At 63.7% G+C, this 21,853-nt stretch carries 18 protein-coding genes and 1 pseudogene; 9 read left to right on the forward strand and 10 right to left on the reverse strand.

Annotated features, from left to right (window positions below; all coding sequences use genetic code 11):
* The first annotated feature begins 67 nt into the window (after window positions 1-67).
* From E7681_RS06830 to lpdA, 5 genes are all read left to right on the forward strand, one after another.
* Entirely contained in the window at window positions 68-3,346 is a 3,279-nt protein-coding gene (locus E7681_RS06830) for a YhdP family protein (protein WP_136338537.1), read from the forward strand.
* Entirely contained in the window at window positions 3,343-4,395 is a 1,053-nt protein-coding gene (queA, locus tag E7681_RS06835; protein WP_136338538.1) for a tRNA preQ1(34) S-adenosylmethionine ribosyltransferase-isomerase QueA, read from the forward strand. The genes E7681_RS06830 and queA overlap by 4 nt, the downstream gene beginning before the upstream one ends.
* Window positions 4,396-4,494: 99 nt before the next feature.
* Complete coding sequence (locus tag E7681_RS06840; RefSeq protein WP_136338539.1) at window positions 4,495-5,778, forward strand: MFS transporter; 1,284 nt, start codon at window positions 4,495-4,497, stop codon at window positions 5,776-5,778.
* Between the two features lie 80 nt (window positions 5,779-5,858).
* Window positions 5,859-6,434: a DUF924 family protein gene (locus E7681_RS06845; RefSeq protein ID WP_136338540.1), complete on the forward strand. Its 576-nt coding sequence runs from the start codon at window positions 5,859-5,861 to the stop codon at window positions 6,432-6,434.
* Between the two features lie 147 nt (window positions 6,435-6,581).
* Window positions 6,582-7,976 carry a dihydrolipoyl dehydrogenase gene (lpdA, locus tag E7681_RS06850; protein WP_136338541.1) on the forward strand — a complete coding sequence of 465 codons (1,395 nt, stop codon included), beginning with the start codon at window positions 6,582-6,584 and terminating at the stop codon, window positions 7,974-7,976.
* A gap of 93 nt (window positions 7,977-8,069) precedes the next feature.
* Here lpdA and E7681_RS06855 read toward each other — a convergent pair whose 3' ends face one another.
* Window positions 8,070-8,429, reverse strand: coding sequence for a rhodanese-like domain-containing protein (locus tag E7681_RS06855; RefSeq protein WP_136338542.1), 360 nt, complete (start codon window positions 8,427-8,429; stop codon window positions 8,070-8,072).
* Window positions 8,430-8,662: 233 nt separating this feature from the next.
* On the opposite strand from E7681_RS06855, the gene uvrA reads away from it, so the two are divergent.
* Window positions 8,663-11,521: an excinuclease ABC subunit UvrA gene (uvrA, locus tag E7681_RS06860; protein WP_136338543.1), complete on the forward strand. Its 2,859-nt coding sequence runs from the start codon at window positions 8,663-8,665 to the stop codon at window positions 11,519-11,521.
* Between the two features lie 60 nt (window positions 11,522-11,581).
* On the opposite strand, the gene E7681_RS06865 is transcribed toward uvrA, so the two are convergent.
* From E7681_RS06865 to E7681_RS06890, 7 genes and pseudogenes are all read right to left on the reverse strand, one after another.
* Window positions 11,582-11,767: a YgaP family membrane protein gene (locus E7681_RS06865; RefSeq protein WP_136338544.1), complete on the reverse strand. Its 186-nt coding sequence runs from the start codon at window positions 11,765-11,767 to the stop codon at window positions 11,582-11,584.
* Between the two features lie 70 nt (window positions 11,768-11,837).
* Complete coding sequence (locus E7681_RS06870) at window positions 11,838-12,497, reverse strand: Crp/Fnr family transcriptional regulator (RefSeq protein ID WP_136338545.1); 660 nt, start codon at window positions 12,495-12,497, stop codon at window positions 11,838-11,840.
* Complete coding sequence (gene mmsB / locus E7681_RS19360) at window positions 12,497-13,414, reverse strand: 3-hydroxyisobutyrate dehydrogenase (RefSeq protein ID WP_484421931.1); 918 nt, start codon at window positions 13,412-13,414, stop codon at window positions 12,497-12,499. The genes E7681_RS06870 and mmsB overlap by 1 nt, the downstream gene beginning before the upstream one ends.
* Window positions 13,415-13,429: 15 nt before the next feature.
* A pseudogene (locus tag E7681_RS19365) lies at window positions 13,430-14,413 on the reverse strand (enoyl-CoA hydratase/isomerase family protein); the annotation flags it as partial.
* On the reverse strand, window positions 14,410-15,555 hold the full coding sequence (locus tag E7681_RS06880) for an acyl-CoA dehydrogenase family protein (RefSeq protein ID WP_136338547.1): 1,146 nt from the start codon (window positions 15,553-15,555) through the stop codon (window positions 14,410-14,412). The gene E7681_RS06880 and the pseudogene E7681_RS19365, both read right to left, overlap by 4 nt.
* Window positions 15,556-15,632: 77 nt before the next feature.
* Complete coding sequence (locus tag E7681_RS06885; protein WP_136338548.1) at window positions 15,633-16,766, reverse strand: carboxylate-amine ligase; 1,134 nt, start codon at window positions 16,764-16,766, stop codon at window positions 15,633-15,635.
* Window positions 16,767-16,991: 225 nt separating this feature from the next.
* Window positions 16,992-18,491, reverse strand: a complete 1,500-nt coding sequence (locus E7681_RS06890; RefSeq protein WP_136338549.1) for a CoA-acylating methylmalonate-semialdehyde dehydrogenase — start codon at window positions 18,489-18,491, stop codon at window positions 16,992-16,994.
* Between the two features lie 102 nt (window positions 18,492-18,593).
* Between E7681_RS06890 and E7681_RS06895 the strand changes: the two genes are divergently transcribed.
* The 3 genes from E7681_RS06895 (at window position 18,594) to coaD (ending at window position 20,586) form a co-directional block, all read left to right on the forward strand.
* Window positions 18,594-19,484, forward strand: coding sequence for a LysR family transcriptional regulator (locus E7681_RS06895; RefSeq protein ID WP_136338920.1), 891 nt, complete (start codon window positions 18,594-18,596; stop codon window positions 19,482-19,484).
* 93 nt (window positions 19,485-19,577) lie between these two features.
* Entirely contained in the window at window positions 19,578-20,012 is a 435-nt protein-coding gene (locus tag E7681_RS06900; protein ID WP_136338550.1) for a CBS domain-containing protein, read from the forward strand.
* 76 nt (window positions 20,013-20,088) lie between these two features.
* Complete coding sequence (gene coaD, locus E7681_RS06905; protein WP_136338551.1) at window positions 20,089-20,586, forward strand: pantetheine-phosphate adenylyltransferase; 498 nt, start codon at window positions 20,089-20,091, stop codon at window positions 20,584-20,586.
* A 51-nt stretch (window positions 20,587-20,637) separates the two neighbouring features.
* Here coaD and E7681_RS06910 read toward each other — a convergent pair whose 3' ends face one another.
* Together E7681_RS06910 and E7681_RS06915 are read right to left on the reverse strand one after the other, a co-directional pair.
* The gene (locus tag E7681_RS06910) at window positions 20,638-21,585 is read right to left on the reverse strand and encodes an alpha/beta fold hydrolase (RefSeq protein ID WP_136338552.1); all 948 of its coding nucleotides are present in this window, start codon (window positions 21,583-21,585) and stop codon (window positions 20,638-20,640) included.
* A gap of 76 nt (window positions 21,586-21,661) precedes the next feature.
* On the reverse strand, window positions 21,662-21,805 hold the full coding sequence (locus tag E7681_RS06915) for a glyceraldehyde-3-phosphate dehydrogenase (protein ID WP_136338553.1): 144 nt from the start codon (window positions 21,803-21,805) through the stop codon (window positions 21,662-21,664).
* Window positions 21,806-21,853 lie beyond the last annotated feature (48 nt).

Consider the following 21,853-nt stretch of genomic DNA (forward strand, 5'->3'; position numbering starts at 1 on the left):
AGTAATAGTACGTTAACGAAAAGAATAAAGGCGTTCGGCCCCTCGGGTTGGGCGAAGTTGGGCAGAGATGACGAAGCTGCAAAGCCAGGCGGATCACGCGCACCGTTCGCGGTGGGGGTGGCTTTGGTGGCTATTTATCGGCTTTGGCTGCCTGTTGGCCGGGGCCGGGGCGTGGATCTACCAGCAGACCGGACGCCCGATCAAGATGCCCGACTGGGTGCATGAACGGGTCGAGGAACGGCTGGCGCAGGCACTGCCGGGGGCGGATATCCGGTTTGGCGACATCTCGTTGCTGTTCCCGCGAACGGGGCGGCCCCGGATCATGATGCGCGACGCCGAGATTCTGACGGACGAGGGGCTGCCGGTCATCAGCCTTGCCAACCTTGAGGCGCGCGTGGCGTTCCGGCCGCTGCTGGAGGGCAAGATCCTGCTGGGCAAGCTGCACCTGAGCGGCGCCAGCGTGAACGTGCGGCGGCGGGCGGATGGCAGCTTTGACCTGAGTTTTGGCGCCTTGCCCGAGGCCAAGCGCGCGGCCAGCCCGGCGGAACTGATCCAGGCGCTGGACGCTCTGCTGCTGACCCCCGAACTGTCGGCACTGAGCGAGGTCGAGGCCGACGGTTTGACCCTGCAATACGAGGACGCCCGCGCGGACCGCACCTGGACGGTGGACGGTGCGCGGTTCGAGCTGATCCGTCAGGGCGATGACCTGCAAGGCCGGGGCGATCTGGCGCTGCTGGGCGGGTATGATTACGCGACCACGCTGGAGGTGAACTTCGAAAGCCGGATCGGCGAGACGCAGACCCGGTTCGGCATGAGCTTTGAGGATATGGCCGCGCGCGACATCGCCTCGCAGGTCGGCGCGCTGGCTTGGTTGCAGGCGCTGCGGGCACCGATCAGCGGGGCGCTGCGCTCGGGTCTGGATGCCGAGGGCAAGGTCGCCTCGCTGTCCGGGACGTTGCAGATCGGGGCGGGGGTGTTGCAGCCCAACGACCGCACGCGCCCGATCCCGTTCGACGCGGCGCGCAGCTATTTCAGCTATGATCCGGCGGCGCAGGTGCTGCGGTTCGACGAATTGTCGGTGGAAAGCCAATGGTTTACCGGTCGGGCCGAGGGCAAGGCGCGGCTGCTGGGGCTGACCGCAGGCCGCCCGTCCGGGTTGCAGGCGCAGTTCGCGCTGACCGGGCTGAGCGCCAACCCCAACGGTATTTACCCTGAACGCGTCACGCTGGACGGGGCGCAGATGACCTTTCGCCTGGGGCTTGCGCCGTTCGATCTGACGCTGGGCGAAGCGAGTTTCCTCAAGGATGGGCATGTGGCCGTACTGAACGGCCGTCTGCGCGCCGAAGAGGGCGGCTGGAACCTGGCGCTGAACGGGCATATCGACGATCTGACCCGCGATACGGTGCTGTCTTTCTGGCCGGAACAGGTGGTCTCGAAAACCCGGACGTGGATTTCGGAAAACATCGCGGCCGTGGTGCTGAGCAACACCCAGCTGGCCCTGCGGGTGCGGCCTGGGGCGGAACGGCAGATCTATGTCGGCTCGGAGTTTCGGGACGCGGAAATCCGTTTCCTGAAACACATGCCGCCGATCACCGGGGCTGCGGGCCGGGCCGAGCTGATGGGCCATCGGTTGGTTGTCACGGCGGCGCGCGGCACGGTGCTGGCCCCGCAAGGCGGGCCGCTGGACGCGGCGGGGACCAGTTTCATCGTCGATGACGTGCGGATCAAGGGCGGGCCGCCTGCGCAGGTCAAACTGGCCGCCGAGGGCACGATCACGGCGGCGCTGTCGCTGCTGGACAGCGAGCCGCTGAACGTGATGCAGAAGGCCAAGCGCCCGGTCACGCTGGCGGATGGCCATGCCAAGGTGCAGGGCGAAATCCGGCTGGAGCTGAAGAAGAAGCTGCCGATGGACAAAGTGCATTTCGACGTGACCGCGGCGCTGAGCGATGTGCGCTCGTCCAAGCTGATCCCGAACCGGGTGCTGGCGGCGTCGCGGCTGAGTGCCCATGTCACGCCCGAGCGGCTGGTCATCAAGGGGCGCGGGCGTGTCGGGCAGGTGCCGTTCGACGCGGTGTTCGCGGCCCCGTTGCGGGACAACCCGGCGCGCGTGGCGCGGGTCGAGGGCAGCGCGACCGTCAGTCAGGCGTTTCTGGACGAGTTCAAGATCGGCCTGCCGCGCGGAACTGTCAGCGGTGCGGGGCCGGCGAAATTCGTACTGGACCTGGCCGAGGGACAGGAGCCGGTCTTTACCGGCTCCAGCACGCTGGCGGGCATTGGGCTGAGCATCCCGCAACTGGGCTGGTCGCTGCCTGCGGCGGGGACCGGGGCGTTTTCGGTCCGTGGTCGGCTGGGCGTTATTCCGGCCATTGACCGGATCGAGCTGGAGGCCCCGGGCCTGACAGCGGTCGGCGCGGTCAGCCTGAATGACAGCGGGCTGGACCGGGCGCAGTTTTCTCAGGTCAAGGCGGCGGGATGGCTGGATGCGCCGATCACGCTGGTCGGGCGCGGGCAGGGTCTGGCGCCGGGGGTCGAGGTCGAGGGCGGCTGGGCCGATCTGCGTAAGCTGCCGGTGATCGACTCGGGCGCGGGCGGGGGCGGTTCGGCGGAAAGCGTTCCGATCACCGTGCGGCTGGACAAGTTGCAGGTGATCGACCAGATCGCGCTAAACGGATTCCGGGGCGATTTCACCGCGCGCGGGGGGATTTCGGGAAAATTCACGGGGCGGATCAACGGCGGCTCTCCGATCTCGGGGCATATGAGCCCGCAGAACGGGCGCAGTGGGTTCCTGATCCGGGCCGAGGATGCGGGGGCGGCGATTTCGGATGCTGGGCTGCTGTCCAAAGCCTCCAAGGGTGAATTGGCGCTGCGACTGACTCCGGTCGGGCGCGACAGCTATGACGGACGGCTGGAGATCAAGGACGTCTGGCTGAAGGACGCGCCCGCGATGGCCAACCTGCTGAACGCCGCCAGCATCATCGGCCTGCTGGAGCAGATGAGCGGCGGCGGCATCCTGTTCAGCCAGGTCGAGGGCGATTTCAGGATCACGCCCAGCCAGGTGATCGTGACGAAATCCAGCGGGGTCGGGGCCTCGATCGGGATTTCGCTGGATGGGATTTACGACGTGGCCAGCAAGACGCTGGACATGCAGGGCGTGTTCTCGCCGGTCTATGCGGTGAACGCGATCGGGGCGCTGCTGACGCGCAAGGGCGAGGGGCTGATCGGTTTCAACTTTACCATGACAGGCGACGCGGCGGATCCGAAGGTTTCGGTAAATCCGCTGTCGATCTTTACGCCGGGCATGTTTAGAGACATATTCCGCCGCCCACCCCCAACGGTAAGCCAATGAAACTGTCCGACTTTGATTTCGACCTGCCCGATCACCTGATTGCCACGCGTCCTGCCAAGCCGCGCAGCTCGGCCCGGTTGCTGGTGGCCGAGGGGGATGCGATCACCGATGCAAGGGTGACGGATATCCTGCGCTGGCTGCGCCCCGGCGATCGGCTGGTGCTGAACGACACCAAGGTGCTGCCGGCACGTCTGTCTGGCACGCGGTCGCGGATGGGCGCAGAGGGGCTGACGCAGGCCAAGATCGAGGTCACGCTGCTGGAGCCGCGCGCGCATGGCCATTGGGCGGCGCTGCTGAAACCGCTGAAGAAAATCCGCGAGGGCGAGGAGATCGTGTTCTCACCGGACCTGACGGCGCGTCTGGAGGCCAAGGAGGACGGGCAGGGGGTGCTGTCATTCAACCTGAATGGTGCGGATTTCGACGCGGCCCTGCAAGGCGCGGGGCAGATGCCTCTGCCGCCCTATATCGCGGCCAAACGCGCGGCGGACACGCAGGACAAGACCGATTACCAGACCGTCTGGGCGCGCGCCCTTGGGGCCGTCGCCGCCCCCACGGCCAGCCTGCATTTCGACGAGCCGCTGCTGCAGCAGATCCGCGCGCTGGGGGTCGAGATTTCCTTTGTCACGCTGCATGTCGGCGCGGGCACCTTTCTGCCGGTCAAGGTCGAGGACGTGACCACCCACAAGATGCACGCCGAATGGGGCGAGGTCACAGCCGAGGCCGCCGCCGAGATCGCTGCCACCAAGGCCGCCGGTGGGCGCGTCATCCCGGTGGGCACCACGGCCCTGCGCCTGATCGAAAGTGCCGCGCGCGACGGGCAGATCCGGCCGTGGCAGGGCGAGACGGATATCTTCATCTATCCCGGCTTCACCTTTCATGTCGCCGACGCGCTGATGACCAATTTCCACCTGCCCAAATCGACGCTGATGATGCTGGTTTCGGCGTTGATGGGGCCTGAGCGGATTCGCGCGATCTATGATCATGCCGTCACGGAAGGTTACCGCTTCTTCAGCTATGGCGACGCCTCGCTGTTGATCCCGCCGCGCTGATCGTGCCATCACGTCGCTAACCAGCGGCGGCCAGTCGCAACCGACAGGCGGGTCAATGCGTTGACCTGCCATACTAAAGATCACGTACAAGGACCGGTCATGTTTCTAGTTCTCAAGAACGCCTGGGCGCTGCTGCTGGGCCTGATGCTGCTGATGGTGGGGAACGGCCTGCAAGGGACGTTGCTTGGCGTGCGCGGCGCGATGGAGGGATTCTCGACCTACGAGATGTCCATCGTCATGGCCGCCTATTTCGTCGGCTTCCTGGGTGGCTCGCGCATGGCGCCCGAGATGATCCGCCGCGTCGGCCATGTCCGCGTGTTTGCCGCCCTTGGATCGTTCATTTCCGCCGTGCTGATCCTGTTCCCCGTGCTGGCCGAGCCCTGGGCCTGGACCATCGGGCGCATGATCATCGGGTTCTGTTTCTCGGGCGTCTACGTCGTCGCTGAAAGCTGGTTGAACAACGCAGCCACCAATGAAACCCGTGGTCAGGCGCTGTCGCTCTATATGATCACAATGATGGTGGGCATCATCATCGCGCAGGGCCTGCTGCTGGTGGCCGATCCGTCAGGCTTTGTGCTGTTCGTGATCCCCTCGGTGCTGGTGTCGATTGCCTTTGCGCCGATCCTGCTGTCGATCAACCCGACGCCCGCCTTTGAATCCACAGCCCCCATGAGCCTGCGCGGGCTGGTCAATGTCTCGCCGCTGGGTGCAGTGGGGATGCTGCTGCTGGGCGGTGTCTATGCGGCACAGTATGGTATGGCGGCGGTCTATGGCTCGAACGCGGGGCTGAGCCTGCCGGAAATCTCGCTGTTCATCGCGATGTTCTATGTTGGCGCGACCGTGGCGCAGTATCCGCTGGGCTGGCTGTCGGACCGGATGGACCGGCGCTTGCTGATCCTGCTGGTGTCCGCCACCGGAGGACTGGCGGCGCTGCTGGCGATGATGTTGGGCGGAAACTACGTGATCCTGCTGGTCGCGGCTTTCGTGATCGGGGGCACGGCAAACCCGCTGTATTCCCTGCTGATTGCCTATACGACCGACTTCCTGCAACCCAAGGACATGGCGGCGGCCTCCTCGGGGTTGGTGTTCACCAACGGGCTGGGCGCCATCGCGGGCCCCGTCGTCACCGGTTGGACCATGAGCACCTTTGGCGCGCAGGGCTACTTTCTGCTGATTGCGCTGCTGCTGGTCGGGTTGGCGGTTTACGCGGGTTACCGGATGACCCAGCGCCGTGCGCCCTCGCATGACGATGCCAGCCAATACGCCCCCGTATCGCCCTCGGCCTCGCCCATTGCGGTGGAAATCGCCCAAGAAGTGGCCATCGACGCGCAGGAACATGCCGAAGCTAGCGCTACCAACACGGAATATGACCAAAAGTCGTAATTCGTGACTGTTCACGCCGGCGTATGGTTATGTAACATTCCCATGACATCATGAGAAAAGGTGGCAAGGGAGGCTTCCGAATGGTGAGTGTCGAGCAAGTATTGTCCTTTTGGCTGGATGAAACCGGGCCGCAGGGCTGGTACGACGGTAACGAGGCACTGGATCAGGCGATCCGCGACAAGTTTCTGAAGGCTTGGGAAAACGCGCAGCAGGGGGCCTACAGCCTGTGGCTGACCTATCCCAGCGGGGCGTTGGCCTATATCATTTTGCTGGATCAGTTCCCCCGCAACATGTTCCGCGGCGAGGCGCGCGCCTTTGCCACCGACCGGGTGGCGCTGACAGCGGCCAAGAACGCGATCGACCACGGCTGGGATCTGAAGATCGACGAACCGGCGCGGCAGTTCTTCTACCTGCCGCTGATGCATTCCGAAAACCTGTGCGATCAGGAACGCTGCGTGCGCCTGATGGCCGAGCGGATGCCCTCGACCGGTGCGCCGAACCTGCTGCATGCCAAGGCGCATCGCCAGGTGATCCGCGAATTCGGTCGTTTCCCCTATCGCAACGCGGCGCTGGATCGCCGCAGCAGCGCGCATGAGCGCGAGTTTATCGACCAGGGCGGATACGGTCGCACCGTCAGGATGCTGCAGGCCGGATAAGGCCGCGGTATTTCGAAAGAAAAAGAACAAGCCTTTTCAAGGGCCTGTTTGCCCGTTGCGCGTCAAAGCGCAGCGGGCGTTTTGTTTTGGTTGAGTGGCGGGAAAAAATAGTTTAACGTCAAACTAGTTTTGAATCGGAGGGGGCGCATGTCTGCCAAGTCGTTTGATATGATCGTGATCGGGGCTGGCCCCGGTGGGTATGTGGCGGCCATCCGTGGCGCTCAGCTGGGGCTGAGCGTTGCCGTGGTCGAACGCGAACATCTGGGGGGCATCTGCCTGAACTGGGGCTGCATCCCGACCAAGGCGCTGCTGCGCTCGTCCGAAGTGTTCCACCTGATGGAGCGCGCCAAGGAATTCGGTCTGAAGGCGGACGGCATCGGCTATGACCTGAACGCAGTGGTGCAACGCTCGCGCGGAGTGGCCAAGCAACTGTCGGGCGGCATCGGCCATCTGATGAAGAAGAACAAGGTGACCGTGGTCATGGGCGAGGCCACGCTGCCCGCCAAGGGCAAGGTCAGCGTCAAGACCGATAAGGGCGTCGAGGAACTGACCGCTAAGGCCATCGTGCTGGCCACCGGCGCGCGGGCCCGCGAATTGCCGGGTCTGGAGGCCGATGGCGATCTGGTCTGGACCTACAAACACGCGCTGACCCCGAAACGGATGCCGAAAAAGCTGCTGGTCATCGGCTCGGGCGCGATCGGGATCGAATTCGCCAGCTTCTACAACACGCTGGGCGCCGACACGACCGTGGTCGAGGTGATGGACCGCATCCTGCCCGTCGAGGACGCCGAAATCAGCGCCTTCGCCAAGAAGCAGTTCATCAAGCAGGGCATGACCATCAAGGAAAAGGCGATGGTCAAGCAGCTGGATCGCGGCAACGGCAAGGTCGTTGCGCATATCGAGGAAAAGGGCAAGGTCGAGAAGATCGAGTTCGACACGGTGATCTCGGCCGTCGGCATCGTCGGCAACGTCGAGGGGCTGGGCCTGGAAGGGCTGGGCGTCAAGATCGACCGCACCCACGTGGTGACGGATGCGTATTGCCGGACGGGTGTCGAGGGGCTGTACGCCATCGGCGACATCGCCGGTGCCCCTTGGCTGGCGCATAAGGCGTCGCATGAAGGTGTGATGGTGGCCGAACTGATCGCGGGCAAACACGCGCATCCGGTCAAGCCCGAGAGCATCGCCGGCTGCACCTATTGCCACCCGCAGGTGGCCTCGGTCGGGTATACCGAAGCGAAGGCGAAAGAGCTGGGCTTTGACGTGAAGGTCGGCCGCTTCCCGTTCATCGGCAACGGCAAGGCGATTGCCCTGGGCGAGCCTGAGGGCATGATCAAGACCGTGTTCGACGCGAAAACCGGAGAGCTGCTGGGCGCCCACATGGTCGGCGCGGAAGTGACCGAGATGATCCAGGGCTACGTGATCGGCCGCCAGCTGGAGACCACCGAGGAAGACCTGATGCACACCGTCTTCCCGCACCCGACGCTGTCCGAGATGATGCACGAGTCGGTGCTGGACGCGTATGGGCGTGTGATCCACATGTAACGAAAATGGCCCCGTCAGATCCGGCGGGGCCAAATTCTTTGAAAGAATTTGGTCCGGATTTTTTCGAAAAATCCGGACGCGTGTGGTGAGCGATTACGCTTTCTCGACCGGGCCGCCGGCGGCAACCCAGTGGCCCAGACCGCCGATGTTGGTCACGTTCTCATAGCCCAGACGCTTCATCAGGCCCACGGCCATCTGCGACCGTCCGCCGGAGGCGCAGTACAGGCAGATCGGCTTTTTCATATCCAGATCAGGGTGGAAATCGGGGTGGCGCGGGTCGGCCATGTCGGCCAGCCGCATCAGCGGAATGTGCAGCGCGCCCTTGGCCTTGCCGGAATAGGCCAGCTCTCCGTGGTCGCGGATGTCGATCAGGATCGCCTCACCCTCGGCCACTTGCTTGATGGCGTCAGCGATGGGCAGGGCGGGGGCAGATTGGCGCATGAAGTTGAACATGTGCGTGTCCTTGTGTGTGGTGTCACTTTGGTGACTTATCTGATGGGGCTTTGCGCCCGCTTCAAGATGACCCTATCAAATAAATAGTGAAAACGGAATATGAATTTGCTGCGCACGCGAAATAGTGTCGGCTGACGCTGAAAACCTATCCGTTGTTCATGCAATGTTCTGCTTTTTTTCTTGGAGACTCGTCGCGCCTCTACTATCTGTTAACCACTGATCCGGGGGACCCCATGGCCGAGCTGAAGAAAATCGAGGTGCGCGGCGCGCGCGAGCACAATCTGAAGAATATCGACGTGGATATTCCGCGCGATCAGCTGGTGGTCATCACGGGGCTGTCGGGGTCGGGCAAGTCGTCGCTTGCTTTCGACACGATTTATGCTGAGGGGCAGCGGCGCTATGTCGAAAGCCTGTCGGCCTATGCGCGGCAGTTCCTGGACATGATGGAAAAGCCGGACGTGGATCACATCAGCGGCCTGTCCCCGGCGATCTCGATTGAACAGAAGACGACCAGCAAGAACCCGCGCTCGACCGTTGGGACGGTGACCGAGATTTACGACTACCTGCGTCTGCTATTCGCGCGGGTGGGGACGCCCTACAGCCCTGCAACCGGCCTGCCGATCGAGGCGCAGCAGGTGCAGGACATGGTGGATCGCGTCATGACGATGGAGGAGGGCACGCGCGCCTACCTGCTGGCCCCCATCGTCCGCGACCGCAAGGGTGAGTACAAGAAAGAGTTCCTGGAGCTGCGCAAGCAGGGCTTTCAGCGCGTCAAGGTGAACGGCGAATTCCACGATCTGGACACGCCCCCCGTGCTGGACAAGAAGTTCCGCCATGACATCGATGTGGTCGTCGACCGTATTGTCGTGCGCGAAGGGCTGGAGACGCGGCTGGCCGACAGTTTCCGCACCGCGCTGGACCTGGCCAGCGGCATCGCCGTGCTGGAGACAGCCCCGAAAGAAGGGGAGCCGGAGCGGATCACCTTCAGTGAAAACTTCGCCTGTCCTGTCAGCGGTTTTACCATCCCCGAGATCGAGCCGCGGCTGTTTTCCTTCAACGCGCCGTTCGGGGCGTGCCCGTCCTGCGACGGGCTGGGGGTCGAGCTGTTTTTTGACGAACGTCTGGTGGTGCCAGACCAGAACCTGAAGGTCTATGACGGCGCGCTGGCACCTTGGCGCAAGGGCAAGTCTCCGTACTTTCTGCAGACGATTGAATCGCTGGCCAAGCATTACGGGTTCGACAAGAATGCCCGCTGGAAAGACCTGCCCGAGGCGGTGCAGAAGATGTTCCTTTATGGCTCGGGCGACGAGGAAATCCTGTTCCGCTATGACGAAGGCGGGCGCGTCTACCAGGTGACGCGCGTGTTCGAAGGCGTGATCCCCAACATGGAACGCCGCTATCGCGAGACCGACAGCGCGTGGATCCGCGAGGAGTTTGAGCGCTACCAGAACAACCGCCGTTGCGGGGCCTGTGGCGGGTTCCGACTGAAGGACGAGGCGCTGGCGGTGAAGATCGCCGGGCTGCATGTGGGTCAGGTCGTGGAGATGTCGATCAAGGAGGCCTACGCCTGGATCGAGACCGTCCCCGAGCACCTGACCAAGCAGAAAAACGAGATCGCCCGCGCCATTTTGAAAGAGATCCGTGAGCGCCTTGGCTTCCTGAATAACGTTGGACTTGAATACCTTACGATGAGTCGTTCAAGTGGCACGTTAAGTGGTGGCGAGAGCCAGCGTATCCGTTTGGCCAGCCAGATCGGCTCGGGTCTGACGGGGGTTTTGTACGTGCTGGACGAGCCGTCCATCGGCCTGCACCAGCGCGACAATGACCGTCTGATCGGCACGCTCAAGAACCTGCGCGATCAGGGCAACACCGTGCTGGTGGTCGAGCATGACGAGGACATGATCCGTCAGGCCGACTATGTGTTCGACATCGGCCCGGGTGCCGGTGTGCATGGTGGACAGATCGTGGCCGAAGGCACGCCCGAGGCGATTGCCGAGGACGCCGCCAGTCTGACCGGCCAATACCTGAGCGGGACGCGCGAAATCGCCGTGCCCACCGAGCGGCGCAAGGGCAACAAGAAAAAGATCACCGTCGTTAAGGCCACGGGGAACAACCTGCGCGATGTGACGGCCGAATTCCCGCTGGGCAAATTCGTCTGCGTCACCGGCGTGTCGGGCGGGGGCAAGTCCACGCTGACGATTGAAACGCTGTTCAAGACCGCCTCGATGCGGCTGAACGGGGCGCGGCAAACGCCCGCGCCGTGCGAGACGATCAAGGGGTTGGAGCATTTGGACAAGGTGATCGACATCGACCAGCGTCCGATCGGACGGACGCCACGCTCGAACCCGGCGACGTACACGGGCGCGTTCACCCCGATCCGCGACTGGTTCGCCGGGCTACCCGAGGCGAAGGCGCGCGGCTACAAGCCGGGGCGGTTCAGCTTCAACGTCAAGGGCGGGCGCTGCGAGGCCTGTCAGGGCGACGGCGTCATCAAGATCGAGATGCACTTTCTGCCCGACGTCTACGTCACCTGCGAAACCTGCAAGGGTGCGCGCTACAACCGCGAAACGCTGGAAATCAAGTTCAAGGGCAAAAGCATCGCCGACGTTCTGGACATGACGGTCGAGGACGCGCAGGGGTTCTTTACCGCCGTTCCCTCGATCCGCGAGAAGATGGACGCGCTGATGCAGGTGGGGCTGGGCTATATCAAGGTGGGCCAGCAGGCGACGACCCTGTCGGGCGGCGAGGCGCAGCGGGTGAAGCTGTCGAAGGAGCTGGCGCGGCGCTCCACGGGCCGCACGCTCTATATCCTGGACGAGCCGACCACCGGCCTGCACTTCGAGGACGTGCGCAAGCTGTTGGAAGTGCTGCATGAATTGGTCGAGCAGGGCAACACCGTCGTGGTGATCGAGCATAACCTGGACGTCATCAAGACTGCCGACTGGATCATCGACATTGGCCCCGAAGGCGGCGATGGCGGCGGCGAGATCGTGGCCGTCGGCACCCCCGAGGACGTGGCAGCCGAGCCGCGCAGCCATACTGGGCGCTATCTGAAGGACATGCTGTTCCCCAAGCGCCGGGCGGCGGAGTGACAAAACCCCCGGCGATGAACCGGGGGTTTGACCGTTCCGTGTCGTCTGACACGGGGCGGGTTATTTCTTCATCGGGCAGGTGTTCAGGCCGATCAGCTTGTAGGCCGGGCAGGTGCCCAGCAGGCCGGTGACCAGCGGCACGACGCCGATCCACATCCACACGCCGTAGCCCATCAGAGCGCCAACGATCAGGGCTGCGCCAATGACGATGCGCAGGATGCGGTCAATTCCACCAACGTTTTTCATGAGAGGATCTCCTTTCGTGTGTCCTTGGGGGCAACGATAGGCGATTCTGTGGGCGGCGTCTGTGACGGGGTCACATACCCTCGGCCGCGAGGGCTGTCAGGGCAGCGGGGTCCAGGATTTCCACCGTGCCGCGCCCGGTTTTGACCCAGCCGCGACGCGACCATGCCTCTAGCCGGCGCGAGACGACCTCGCGCGCGGTGCCGACCTGGGTGGCCAGATCGGATTGGGTGACATTCAGCACAGGCCCGTCCGACGACAGCGCGACCAGGCGTTCGGCAAGGCGGCATTCAACGCGGGTGAATGCAACCTTTTCAATGAGTTGCATCATGCTCTGAAAGCGTTGCGCGAAGGCGCGGAAGACCAGTGTGCGGAACCCGGCATCGCTGTCCATCAGTGTCAAGAACAGGGGTTTCGGCAGTAGAACGAGGCGAGTGTCCTGCGTGGTTTCCGCCTCGGCGGTGTAGTCGTCGCCGCCCAGCAGGCCCATCGTGGTCTGGATGCAGGATTGGCCCGGCTCGACCGAATAAAGCAGCATTTCGCGCCCCGAAGCCCCCGTCATCGAGACATCGACGCGGCCCGACAGCACCATCGCATAGCCCTGCACGGCGTCGCCGGCATGAAACAGCGGGGTGCCGGCAGGCAGGGTCACCGGCACCAGCCCAGCCAGACGGAGCCGCGATTGCGGCGCCAGTTCGGCCAAGGCGGGGGTGTCGGCGACCCAGTCTTTCATCACCCTCTGCCGCGTTTTTCGAAGCGGGGGAGCATGGCGCTGAAGTCCATGCCTTTGCCGTCTTCGGTCTCGACGAACTGGGTGTAGAGGGCGGCGGCCAGCTGGCCCATGGGCGTGTCGGCATCCGCGCTTTCGGCGGCTTGCTGGGACAGGCGCAGGTCTTTCAGCATCAGTTCGGCGGCGAAGCCGGGCTTGTAGCCGTTATCGGCCGGGCTGGTCGGGCCGACGCCGGGGGCGGGGCAGTAGGCATTCATCGTCCAGCTATAGCCCGAGGAGGTGGAGACCACGTCGAACATCTTCTGCCGGTCCAGTCCCAGCTTGTCGGCCAGGGCAAACGCCTCGCAGGTGGCGATCATGGTGACGCCCAGGATCATGTTGTTGCAGATCTTGGCAGCCTGACCGGCGCCACTGTCGCCGCAATGCACGGCCTTCTGGCCCATGATGTCAAACAGGGGTTTGGCGATCTGGAACGCCTCGGTGGTGCCGCCCGCCATGAAGGTCAGCGTGCCGTTGATCGCGCCGCCGGTGCCGCCGGAAACGGGGGCGTCCACGGCTTTCAGGCCGGCGGCCTGAGCTTGCTCGGCCACGGCACGGGCGCTGTCGACGTCGACGGTCGAGCAATCGACCAGCACGGCGCCCGGTTTCATCGCGGGGATGACCTGCTCGGCGACGGCGCGCAGGATGGCGCCGTTGGGCAGCATGGTGATGACCACGTCGGCGCCTGCGACGGCCTCGGGCGCGGTGGCGGCGTTGGTGACGCCTTCGGCGGTGGTGCCGGCGGTGTCGAAGCCGATCACGCTGTGGCCGGCCTTGGCCAGGTTGGCGGCCATGGGCGCGCCCATGTTGCCCAGACCGATGAATGCGATTTGCATGGTGGTATCCTCCTCAAAGCTGAGTTTGTCGGCACCCAGAGGCATCAGCATCTGCGACACGGCGGTCGCGGGAACGCTGTCATGGGCGTGTTTCCATTTGGGATTGCGGTCCTTGTCGATGATGGCGGCGCGGATCCCTTCGAGGAAGTCTCCGTGCTCCATGATCCGGTGCGAGACGCGGTATTCCATCTCCAGCGCCTTGCGGATGGTCAGGCTGGGACCGCGCAGGCGGTGGATCATTTCCAGCGTGACGGCCATCGACAGGGGCGCGTTGCGCATCAATGTTTTCAGGGCCTTGGCGGCGAATTCGCCGCCGTCGGTGTGCAGGGCGTTCAGCAGGTCCTGCAGCCCTTCGCCGCCGAACAGCGCGTCGATTTCCGGCTGTTGCGCGGCCATCGGGCTGTCGGGGGCGGGCTGTGCGGCCAGCGCCACGGCCGCGACATCGCCCGAGGCGGCCAGCTGGTCGATCAGCGCAGGCCATTTGTCCTGCGGGATGTAATGATCGGCAAAGCCCGCGTGGATCGCGTCGCCCGGTCCCATGCGCGCGGCGGTCAGGCCCAGATATTCGCCCAGACGCCCCGGCGCGCGGGCCAGGATGTAGCTTCCACCCACATCGGGCACGAACCCGATGCCGCATTCGGGCATCGAGATTTGCGAGCTGTCGCACACCACCCGGTGGCTGACATGGCCGCCCAGACCGACACCGCCGCCCATGGTAAAGCCCTGCATCAGGCTGACGATGGGCTTGGGGTATTCGGCCAGCTTGGCGTTCATGCGGTATTCGTCGCGCCAGAACTTGCGCCCGTAATCGAGGTTCCCGGCAGTGCCGGTGGCGTACATCTCGGCGATGTCGCCGCCCGCGCAGAACGCCTTTTCGCCCTCGGCGTCGATCACGATCAGCGCCACGGACGCGTCATCGCGCCAGGCGTCCATCGCGCGTTCCACGGCCATGCACATGTCATAGGACAGCGCGTTCAGCGCCTTGGGGCGGGTCAGGGTGATGTGGCCGATGCGGCCGCGGGTGCGGATGGTCAGCTCGCTCATGCGCGGTCGCTCAGCAGTTGGCGCGCCACGATCATGCGCATGATTTCGTTGGTGCCTTCGAGGATCTCGTGAACGCGCAGGTCGCGCACGATTTTCTCGATCCCGTAATCGGCCAGATAGCCGTAGCCGCCATGCAGTTGCAGGCAGTCATTTGCCACCTTCGAGCCGACCTCGGTCACAAACCGCTTGGCCATCGCGCAGAACTTGGTGGCGTCCGGCGCGCCCTGGTCCAGCTTCCACGCGGCCTGCCGCAAGAAGGTCCGCGCGGCTTGCAGCTCGATCTCCATGTCGGCCAGACGGAATTGCAGGGCCTGGAACTGGTCGATGGTTTTGCCAAAGGCCTTGCGCTCGCCCATGTATTGCAGGGTTTTGGTCAGCGCCGATTGCGCAGCCCCAAGCGAGCAGGCCGAGATGTTCAGACGCCCGCCATCCAGCCCCATCATCGCGTATTTGAAGCCGTCGCCCTCGGTGCCGACCAGGTTCGCGGCGGGGATTTTGCAATCGTCGAACTGGACCTGACGGGTCGGCTGGGCCTTCCAGCCCATCTTGTCCTCGAGCCCGCCAAAGGACAGCCCATTGGTGCCGTTTTCCACCACCACGGTCGAGATCCCCTTGGGGCCGTCATCGCCGGTGCGGCACATCACGACATAGGCGTCGGAATACCCACCACCCGAGATGAACGCCTTGGTGCCGTTCAGCGTGAAGCCCTCGTTCGTCTTCTCCGCGCGGGTTTTCAGCGCGGCGGCGTCACTGCCCGAGCCGGGTTCGGTCAGGCAGTAGGACAGCACGGTGTCCATGCTGATCGCGGGGGCCAGGTAGCGTTCCTTGACCTCGTCCGAGCCGAACGCGTCCAGCATCTTGGCGCACATGTTGTGGATCGACAGGAAGGACGCGACCGAGGGGCAGGACATGCTGAGCGCCTCGAAGATCAGCGTCGCATCCAGACGCGTCAGGCCCGATCCGCCCGACTCCTCGGACACGTAAATCCCGCCCAGACCCAAGGCGCCGATCTCGGGCCACAACTCGCGCGGGATGGTGCCGGCCTTTTCCCATTCGGCAGCGTAGGGCGCGATATGCTCCTCGCCAAAGGCGCGCGCCATGTCGAAAATGGCCACCTGTTCCTCGGTCAATGCGAAATCCATGACTCTCCTCCGGGTCGATTACTGAACGTGTGTTTAATTCTGAACTGTTTCAGAAGTTTTGCAAAGGTCGCAACGGGTTACAGATCGGCATGAAACTCCTCGATCAGGTGTTTCACGACGGATTTAAGCGCGTCATGCGGGGTGTCACCCGCCTGTATCGCGTCCTGATAGGCAGCCCGCTGGCGGTCGGCCGAATTGCCGTGGGCCAGAATGCTGCGCATGTTCTCGATCTCGGCGGTGCAGCCCAGCACCTCGGCATCCTCGGCGACCAGGGCGATCATTTCCTCGATCAGCATATCGAACGGCTTGATCTGGCGCGCACCAAAGTCGATCAGCCCGCGCGACAGACCGTAACGCTGCGCGCGCCAACGGTTTTCGGCGATCAGGAAGTTGTCGTAAACCCGCCAGCGCTGGTTCTGCTGGCTCAGCCGCCAAAGCATCCGCGTCAGGCACTGGATCAGCGCGGCGAGGGTCAGGGTCGTCTCCAACCGCGGGGACACATCGCAAATCCGCGCCTCAATGGTGGGGAACCGGGCCGAGGGCCGCAGATCCCACCAGATTTTCGAGCTGTCTTCGATCAGGTTCAGATCCACCAGAGCCTGCACACTGCGCTCGTAACTGCCCCAGCCGTCGAATTGTGGCGGCAAGCCGGTGCGCGGCAGGTTGTCGAACACGGTCAGGCGATAGCAACTCAGCCCGGTATCCTCGCCCTGCCAGAACGGCGAGGAGGCGGACAGCGCCAGCAAATGCGGCAGGAAGTAGCTCAGCTGGTTCATCAGGTCGATGCGCTGATCGGGATAGGGGATTCCCACATGCACATGCATCCCGCAAATCAGCATCCGCCGCACCACGCCCGCCAGATCGTCGCGCAGGTTGTTGTAGCGTTCCTTGTCGGTGTGATGCTGGTCACGCCAATCCGAAAACGGATGGCACGAGGCCGCGATGGGCGCCAGGTTATAGTCCTTGGCAATCCGCGCCACCGTTGCCCGCAGCGTCTGCAACTCCGCCCGAGCATCACTGACGCCGGCGCATACCTTGGTGCCGATCTCGACCTGGCAATTCAGGAATTCCGGGCTGAACCGCCCTTCCAACTCCGCTCCGCATCGCTCCATCAACTCAGAGGGGGCCGGTGCCAGGTCCAGCGTATCCAGATCGACAAGAAGATACTCTTCCTCCACCCCGATGGTGAAATCCGGTTTGGGAATGGGCATGACGAACCTCCCGCACAACAAAACCCTGTCGAAACAGAGCAGATTGCCCCCCTCACGGCAACCTCAACCGTGCCGCACTCGGCGTCGGTCCGACATTTGAGTATTTGGATCAGAAAGAAGCCTGCTTCGTTTCTTTCTGAACGAAATACTCCGGGGGTATGGGGGCAGCGCCCCCATCCTGCCCGAAGGGCGTGTAGAGCGCGCGCGAACGCGCGCCCATTTGGATCAATCCATCGCTTTGAAGTGGAACTCGCCACCTTCCTTGATGCCCGAGAACCAACGCGCGGTGACCGTTTTGGTCTTGGTGTAGAAGCGCAGCGCGTCGGGGCCGTATTGGTTCAGGTCGCCGAAGGCCGACTTTTTCCAGCCGCCGAAGGTGAAATAGGACAGCGGCACCGGGATTGGGAAGTTGATGCCGACCATGCCCACGTTCACGCGGTTGGCGAAGTCACGCGCGGTGTCGCCGTCGGCGGTGAAGATCGCGGTGCCGTTGCCGTAGTTATTGGTCATCACCAGGTCCAGCGCTTCGTCATAGGTCTTGGCGCGGACGGTGGACAGGACGGGGCCAAAGATCTCTTCTTTGTAGATGTCCATGTCCTTGGTGACCTTGTCGAACAGCGACGGGCCGACAAAGAAGCCGTCTTCGTAGCCTTGCAGGCTGAAGTTACGGCCGTCGACGACCAGCTCGGCACCTTGTTCAACGCCCGAGTTGACCAGGCCGTTGATGCGCTGCTTGGCGGCCGAGGTGATGACGGGGCCGTAATCCACGCCTTCGCCGGCAGTGTAGGGCCCGACTTTCAGTTTCTCGATGCGCGGCACCAGGCGTTCGATCAGGGCGTCAGCGGTTTTCTCGCCCACGGGGACGGCGACCGAGATCGCCATGCAGCGTTCGCCTGCCGCGCCGAAACCGGCACCGACCAGCGCGTCGGCGGCCTTGTCCAGGTCGGCGTCGGGCATGATGATCATGTGGTTCTTCGCACCGCCGAAGCACTGCGCGCGTTTGCCGTTCGAGCAGGCGCGGCCATAGATGTACTGCGCGATCGGGGTCGAGCCGACAAAGCCCACGGCCTGGATGGTTTCGTTGTCCAGGATGGTGTCGACGGCCTCTTTATCGCCGTTGACGACTTGCAGAACGCCTGCGGGCAGGCCGGCTTCCATCGCCAGTTCGGCCAGACGCAGCGAGGTCGAGGGCACGCGCTCGGACGGTTTCAGGATCATGGCGTTGCCGCAGACCAGTGCGGGGGCCATTTTCCACAGCGGGATCATCGCCGGAAAGTTGAACGGGGTGATGCCAGCGACCACACCCAGCGCCTGGCGCATGGAGTACAGGTCGATGCCGGGGCCGCCGTCGTTCATGTACTCGCCCTTGAGCAGCGCGGGCGCGCCCATGCAGACTTCGACCACTTCCAGGCCGCGCTGCACGTCGCCGCGGGCGTCGGGCAGGGTCTTGCCGTGTTCGCGGCTGACCAGCTCGGCCAGCTCGTCCATGTGCTCTTCGATCAGGGCGGCGAATTTCATCATCACGCGGGCGCGGCGCTGCGGGTTGGTGGCGGCCCATGCGGGCTGCGCGGCAGCGGCGGAGGCGATGGCGGCGTCCATCTCGGCGGGGGTGGCCAGCGGCACCTTGGCCTGAATCTCGCCGGTGGCGGGGTTGTAGACATCGGCAAAGCGGCCCGAGGTGCCTTTGACGTGCTCGCCGTTGATGAAGTGAGTCAGTTCTTGCATTGGGGTTCCTCCACAGAATTGAGCGCAGCTTAGGCTTGCAAAATTCCTGAGGGAAGAGGCAAGTTGTCAAAAGGGTTTTGCATTTCTGCAAAGGTGGCAAAGATGAATTGGGACGATCTGAAAGTGTTCCTGGCCGTGGCGCGGGCTGAAAGTCTGTCGGGGGCAGGGCGCGGGCTGAAGGTGGACCCGGCAACGGTGGGCCGGCGTATCGGGAGGCTGGAAGAGGAGCTGGGCGCGCCTTTGTTCGCCAAGTCTCCGCAGGGCTACGCGTTGACGGATGCGGGGCAGCGGCTGATGGGCCATGCGGAACGCGCCGAGCAGGCGATGGGAGCCGCGGTCGAGGAACTTGCGGGGCAGGCGGGGGCGCTGTCGGGGCAGATCCGCATTGGCGCGCCGGATGGCTGTGCGAACTACCTGCTGCCGCAGGTCTGCGCGCGCATCGTGCAGGACAACCCGGACCTTGAGGTGCAGATCGTCGCCCTGCCGCGCGTGTTCAACCTGTCCAAGCGCGAGGCGGATATGGCGATCGGGGTCAGCCCGCCCAATGCCGGCCGCCTGACGGTGCAGAAGATCACCGATTACAAGCTGCACCTGGCCGCGCATCGCGACTACCTTGCGCAGCATCCACCGATCCAGAGCATCGACGATCTGCTGGGGCATCCGATGATCGGCTACATCCCCGACATGATTTTCGACAAGGAGTTGGACTATCTCAGCGAGTCCGGGGTGTCGCGGGTCTCGCTGGCGTCGAACTCGGTTTCGGTGCAGTTCAACTGGGTCCGCCAGGGTAGCGGAATCGGCATCGTGCACGACTTTGCGATTCCCTCGACCACGGGGCTGCAAAAGCTGCTGGAGGACCGCATCAGCCTGACCCGCAGCTTCTATCTGATCCGCCACGCTGACGACCGGCGGCTGGACCGGATGAACCGTTTTGCGCAGTCGCTGGCCGAGGGTTTGCGCGCCGAAGTTGCCCGGCTGGAGGCGCTGTGCTGAGGCTGTCTTTGTAATCGCCATAGTAGTCCTTGACAGTTTGTCGCGGTCAGGTGACGGTGGGTCAAAGTAATAATATTGCGGAGGAGACCCCAAATGCTTGTGCATCAGATCCTGAAGGCCAAAGGCGACGACGGTGTGGTGACGGTTCAGCCCGGAACCTCGATCTCGGATGTGGCCCAGATCCTGGCCGAACGCCGGATCGGTGGCGTGGTCGTCTCGAAGGACGGGCAGGTCGCAACCGGCATCATTTCCGAGCGCGATATCGTGCGCGCGCTGGCCGTCAAGGGCGCCAGCTGCATGTCCGAAAAGGTCGAGGACATGATGACCCGCAACCCCGTCTGCTGTGTCCGCAATGACAGCGCCGACGACGTTCTGACCCGCATGACCGAAGGCCGTTTCCGCCACATGCCCGTGGTCGAAGAGGGCGTCCTGGTCGGCATCGTGACCATCGGTGACGTGGTCAAGGCCCGCCTGCAGGAACTGTCGATGGAAAAGGATGCCCTGCAGGGCATGATCATGGGGCATTAACCCTTGCATTCCCCGGCGCAATAATGTTGCGTGCGCAGAAAGTATTCTTTTGTGTTCCGAGGGGAGGGGCAGTTTGATGCGCATCGGTCTGTATCCGGGGACGTTCGACCCGATCACACTGGGCCATATCGATATCATCCGGCGGTCGGCCAAACTGGTTGACCGTCTGGTGATCGGGGTCGCGATCAACCGCGACAAGGGGCCCTTGTTCCCGCTTGAGGAACGCGTTGAGATGATCGAAGGCGAGATGGCCAAGCTGTCCGCCGAAACCGGCACGGAAATCCTTGTACATCCGTTCGAAAACCTGCTGATCAACTGCGCCCGCGATGTCGGCGCTCAGGTGATTGTGCGCGGTCTGCGGGCCGTCGCGGATTTCGAGTATGAATTCCAGATGGTTGGCATGAACCGCGCGCTGGACAGCAGCATCGAGACGGTGTTCCTGATGGCCGAAGCCCGCCATCAGGCGATTGCCTCGAAGCTGGTGAAAGAGATCGCCCGTCTGGACGGCGACGTGGCGCGCTTTGTGACGCCACCGGTCAAGGAAAAGCTGCTGGCCAAGCTGGGCAAGATCTGAGCCGCCAGTCAGGCTGAAACGAAATGGCCCCGCATTTGCGGGGCCTTTGTTTTATGCGGGGCAGGCCTGTCGGATATAGGCCGCCGTTTCCGCAATATGCGTCAGCGGCAGCATGTGTCCGCCATCTACCAGATGCAGCTTGATCTGCGGATGCTTGGCCACCAGCGCCTCGCCATGTTCGCGGTAGTCCAGCACCTGGTCCTGTTTGCCGTACAGGATCTCGACCGGGACTTTCAGACCGGCATAGCCCTTGAGCATGAAACCCAGACTGCCGCCCGAGGCCAGATAATCGCGCGCGGTGTTGCGGAACGACTCGGGGCGCAGGCTCAGCAGGCCGCCGCCGGCGATGGCATAGTCTGCGGGCACGGGATCGGGACCAAAGATCGCCTGCATATTCTGTTCAGCCATGCGCATTGAGGTGGGGATGGCAACCGTCTCGGACACGACCCGGCGCATCAGGCGCGAGGGCAGTTTCAGCCCGTCAAACACCTCGGCCGGGGCGGTCGGCGGCATGGTCAGCGGGGCCAGCAGGGCAAGGCCGCGAATCTTGTCGGGGAAGTCGAGCGCCAGACATATCGAGATCGCGCCGCCCAGCGAGTGGCCAACAACCAAGGGCTTGTCCAGCTTCAGCGCGTCGATCACCTCGGCCACCTGCGCGGCCTGGGCGCGGGGGCTGGCGTCGGTGTCCTCGGGGCGGTCGGACCAGCCCATGCCGGGACGGTCGATGGCGATCACGCGATGATCGCGCGCCAGGTCATCGGCCAGACCGGTGTCGAAATTGCCCAGGTTCGCGCCCAATCCGTGGATCATCAGCACGACCGGACCTTCGCCCTTGTCAATGTAGTGCAGCTTGCCGGTCGAGATCTGCACAAAGCGCCCGCGCGGCGGCGCGGCGCGCGCAACCGAGGCGGCGGTTTTCTGGGTGATGTAGGTGTTCCAGCCCAGCCAGCCGACCGGGGCCGCAACCGCAGCGCCCACAAGCAAAGGTATGAGAGTCATCCTGATCCCTTCCGGTTTTGCGGTCAGGATAATGGGCGGGGAAAACGGGACAAGCTGCCTGTCATATGACGCAGCGTCAGCGCCAAAAGGCCATCCAGTCCAGCAGCTTGGCCAGTTTCTTCATCACAAACAGCACGAAAATGCCGTCGTGCAGCACGATGTCGGCGACGATCAGGCCGGTGATGCAGATGGCCATGATGGCGGCGATACGGTTGGTCATGCGATCGGTCCAATGAAAAAGGCGCCCCGGCAGACTATGCCGAAGCGC

Source organism: Thalassobius vesicularis (assembly GCF_004799325.1).
GTDB lineage: Bacteria > Pseudomonadota > Alphaproteobacteria > Rhodobacterales > Rhodobacteraceae > Thalassobius > Thalassobius vesicularis.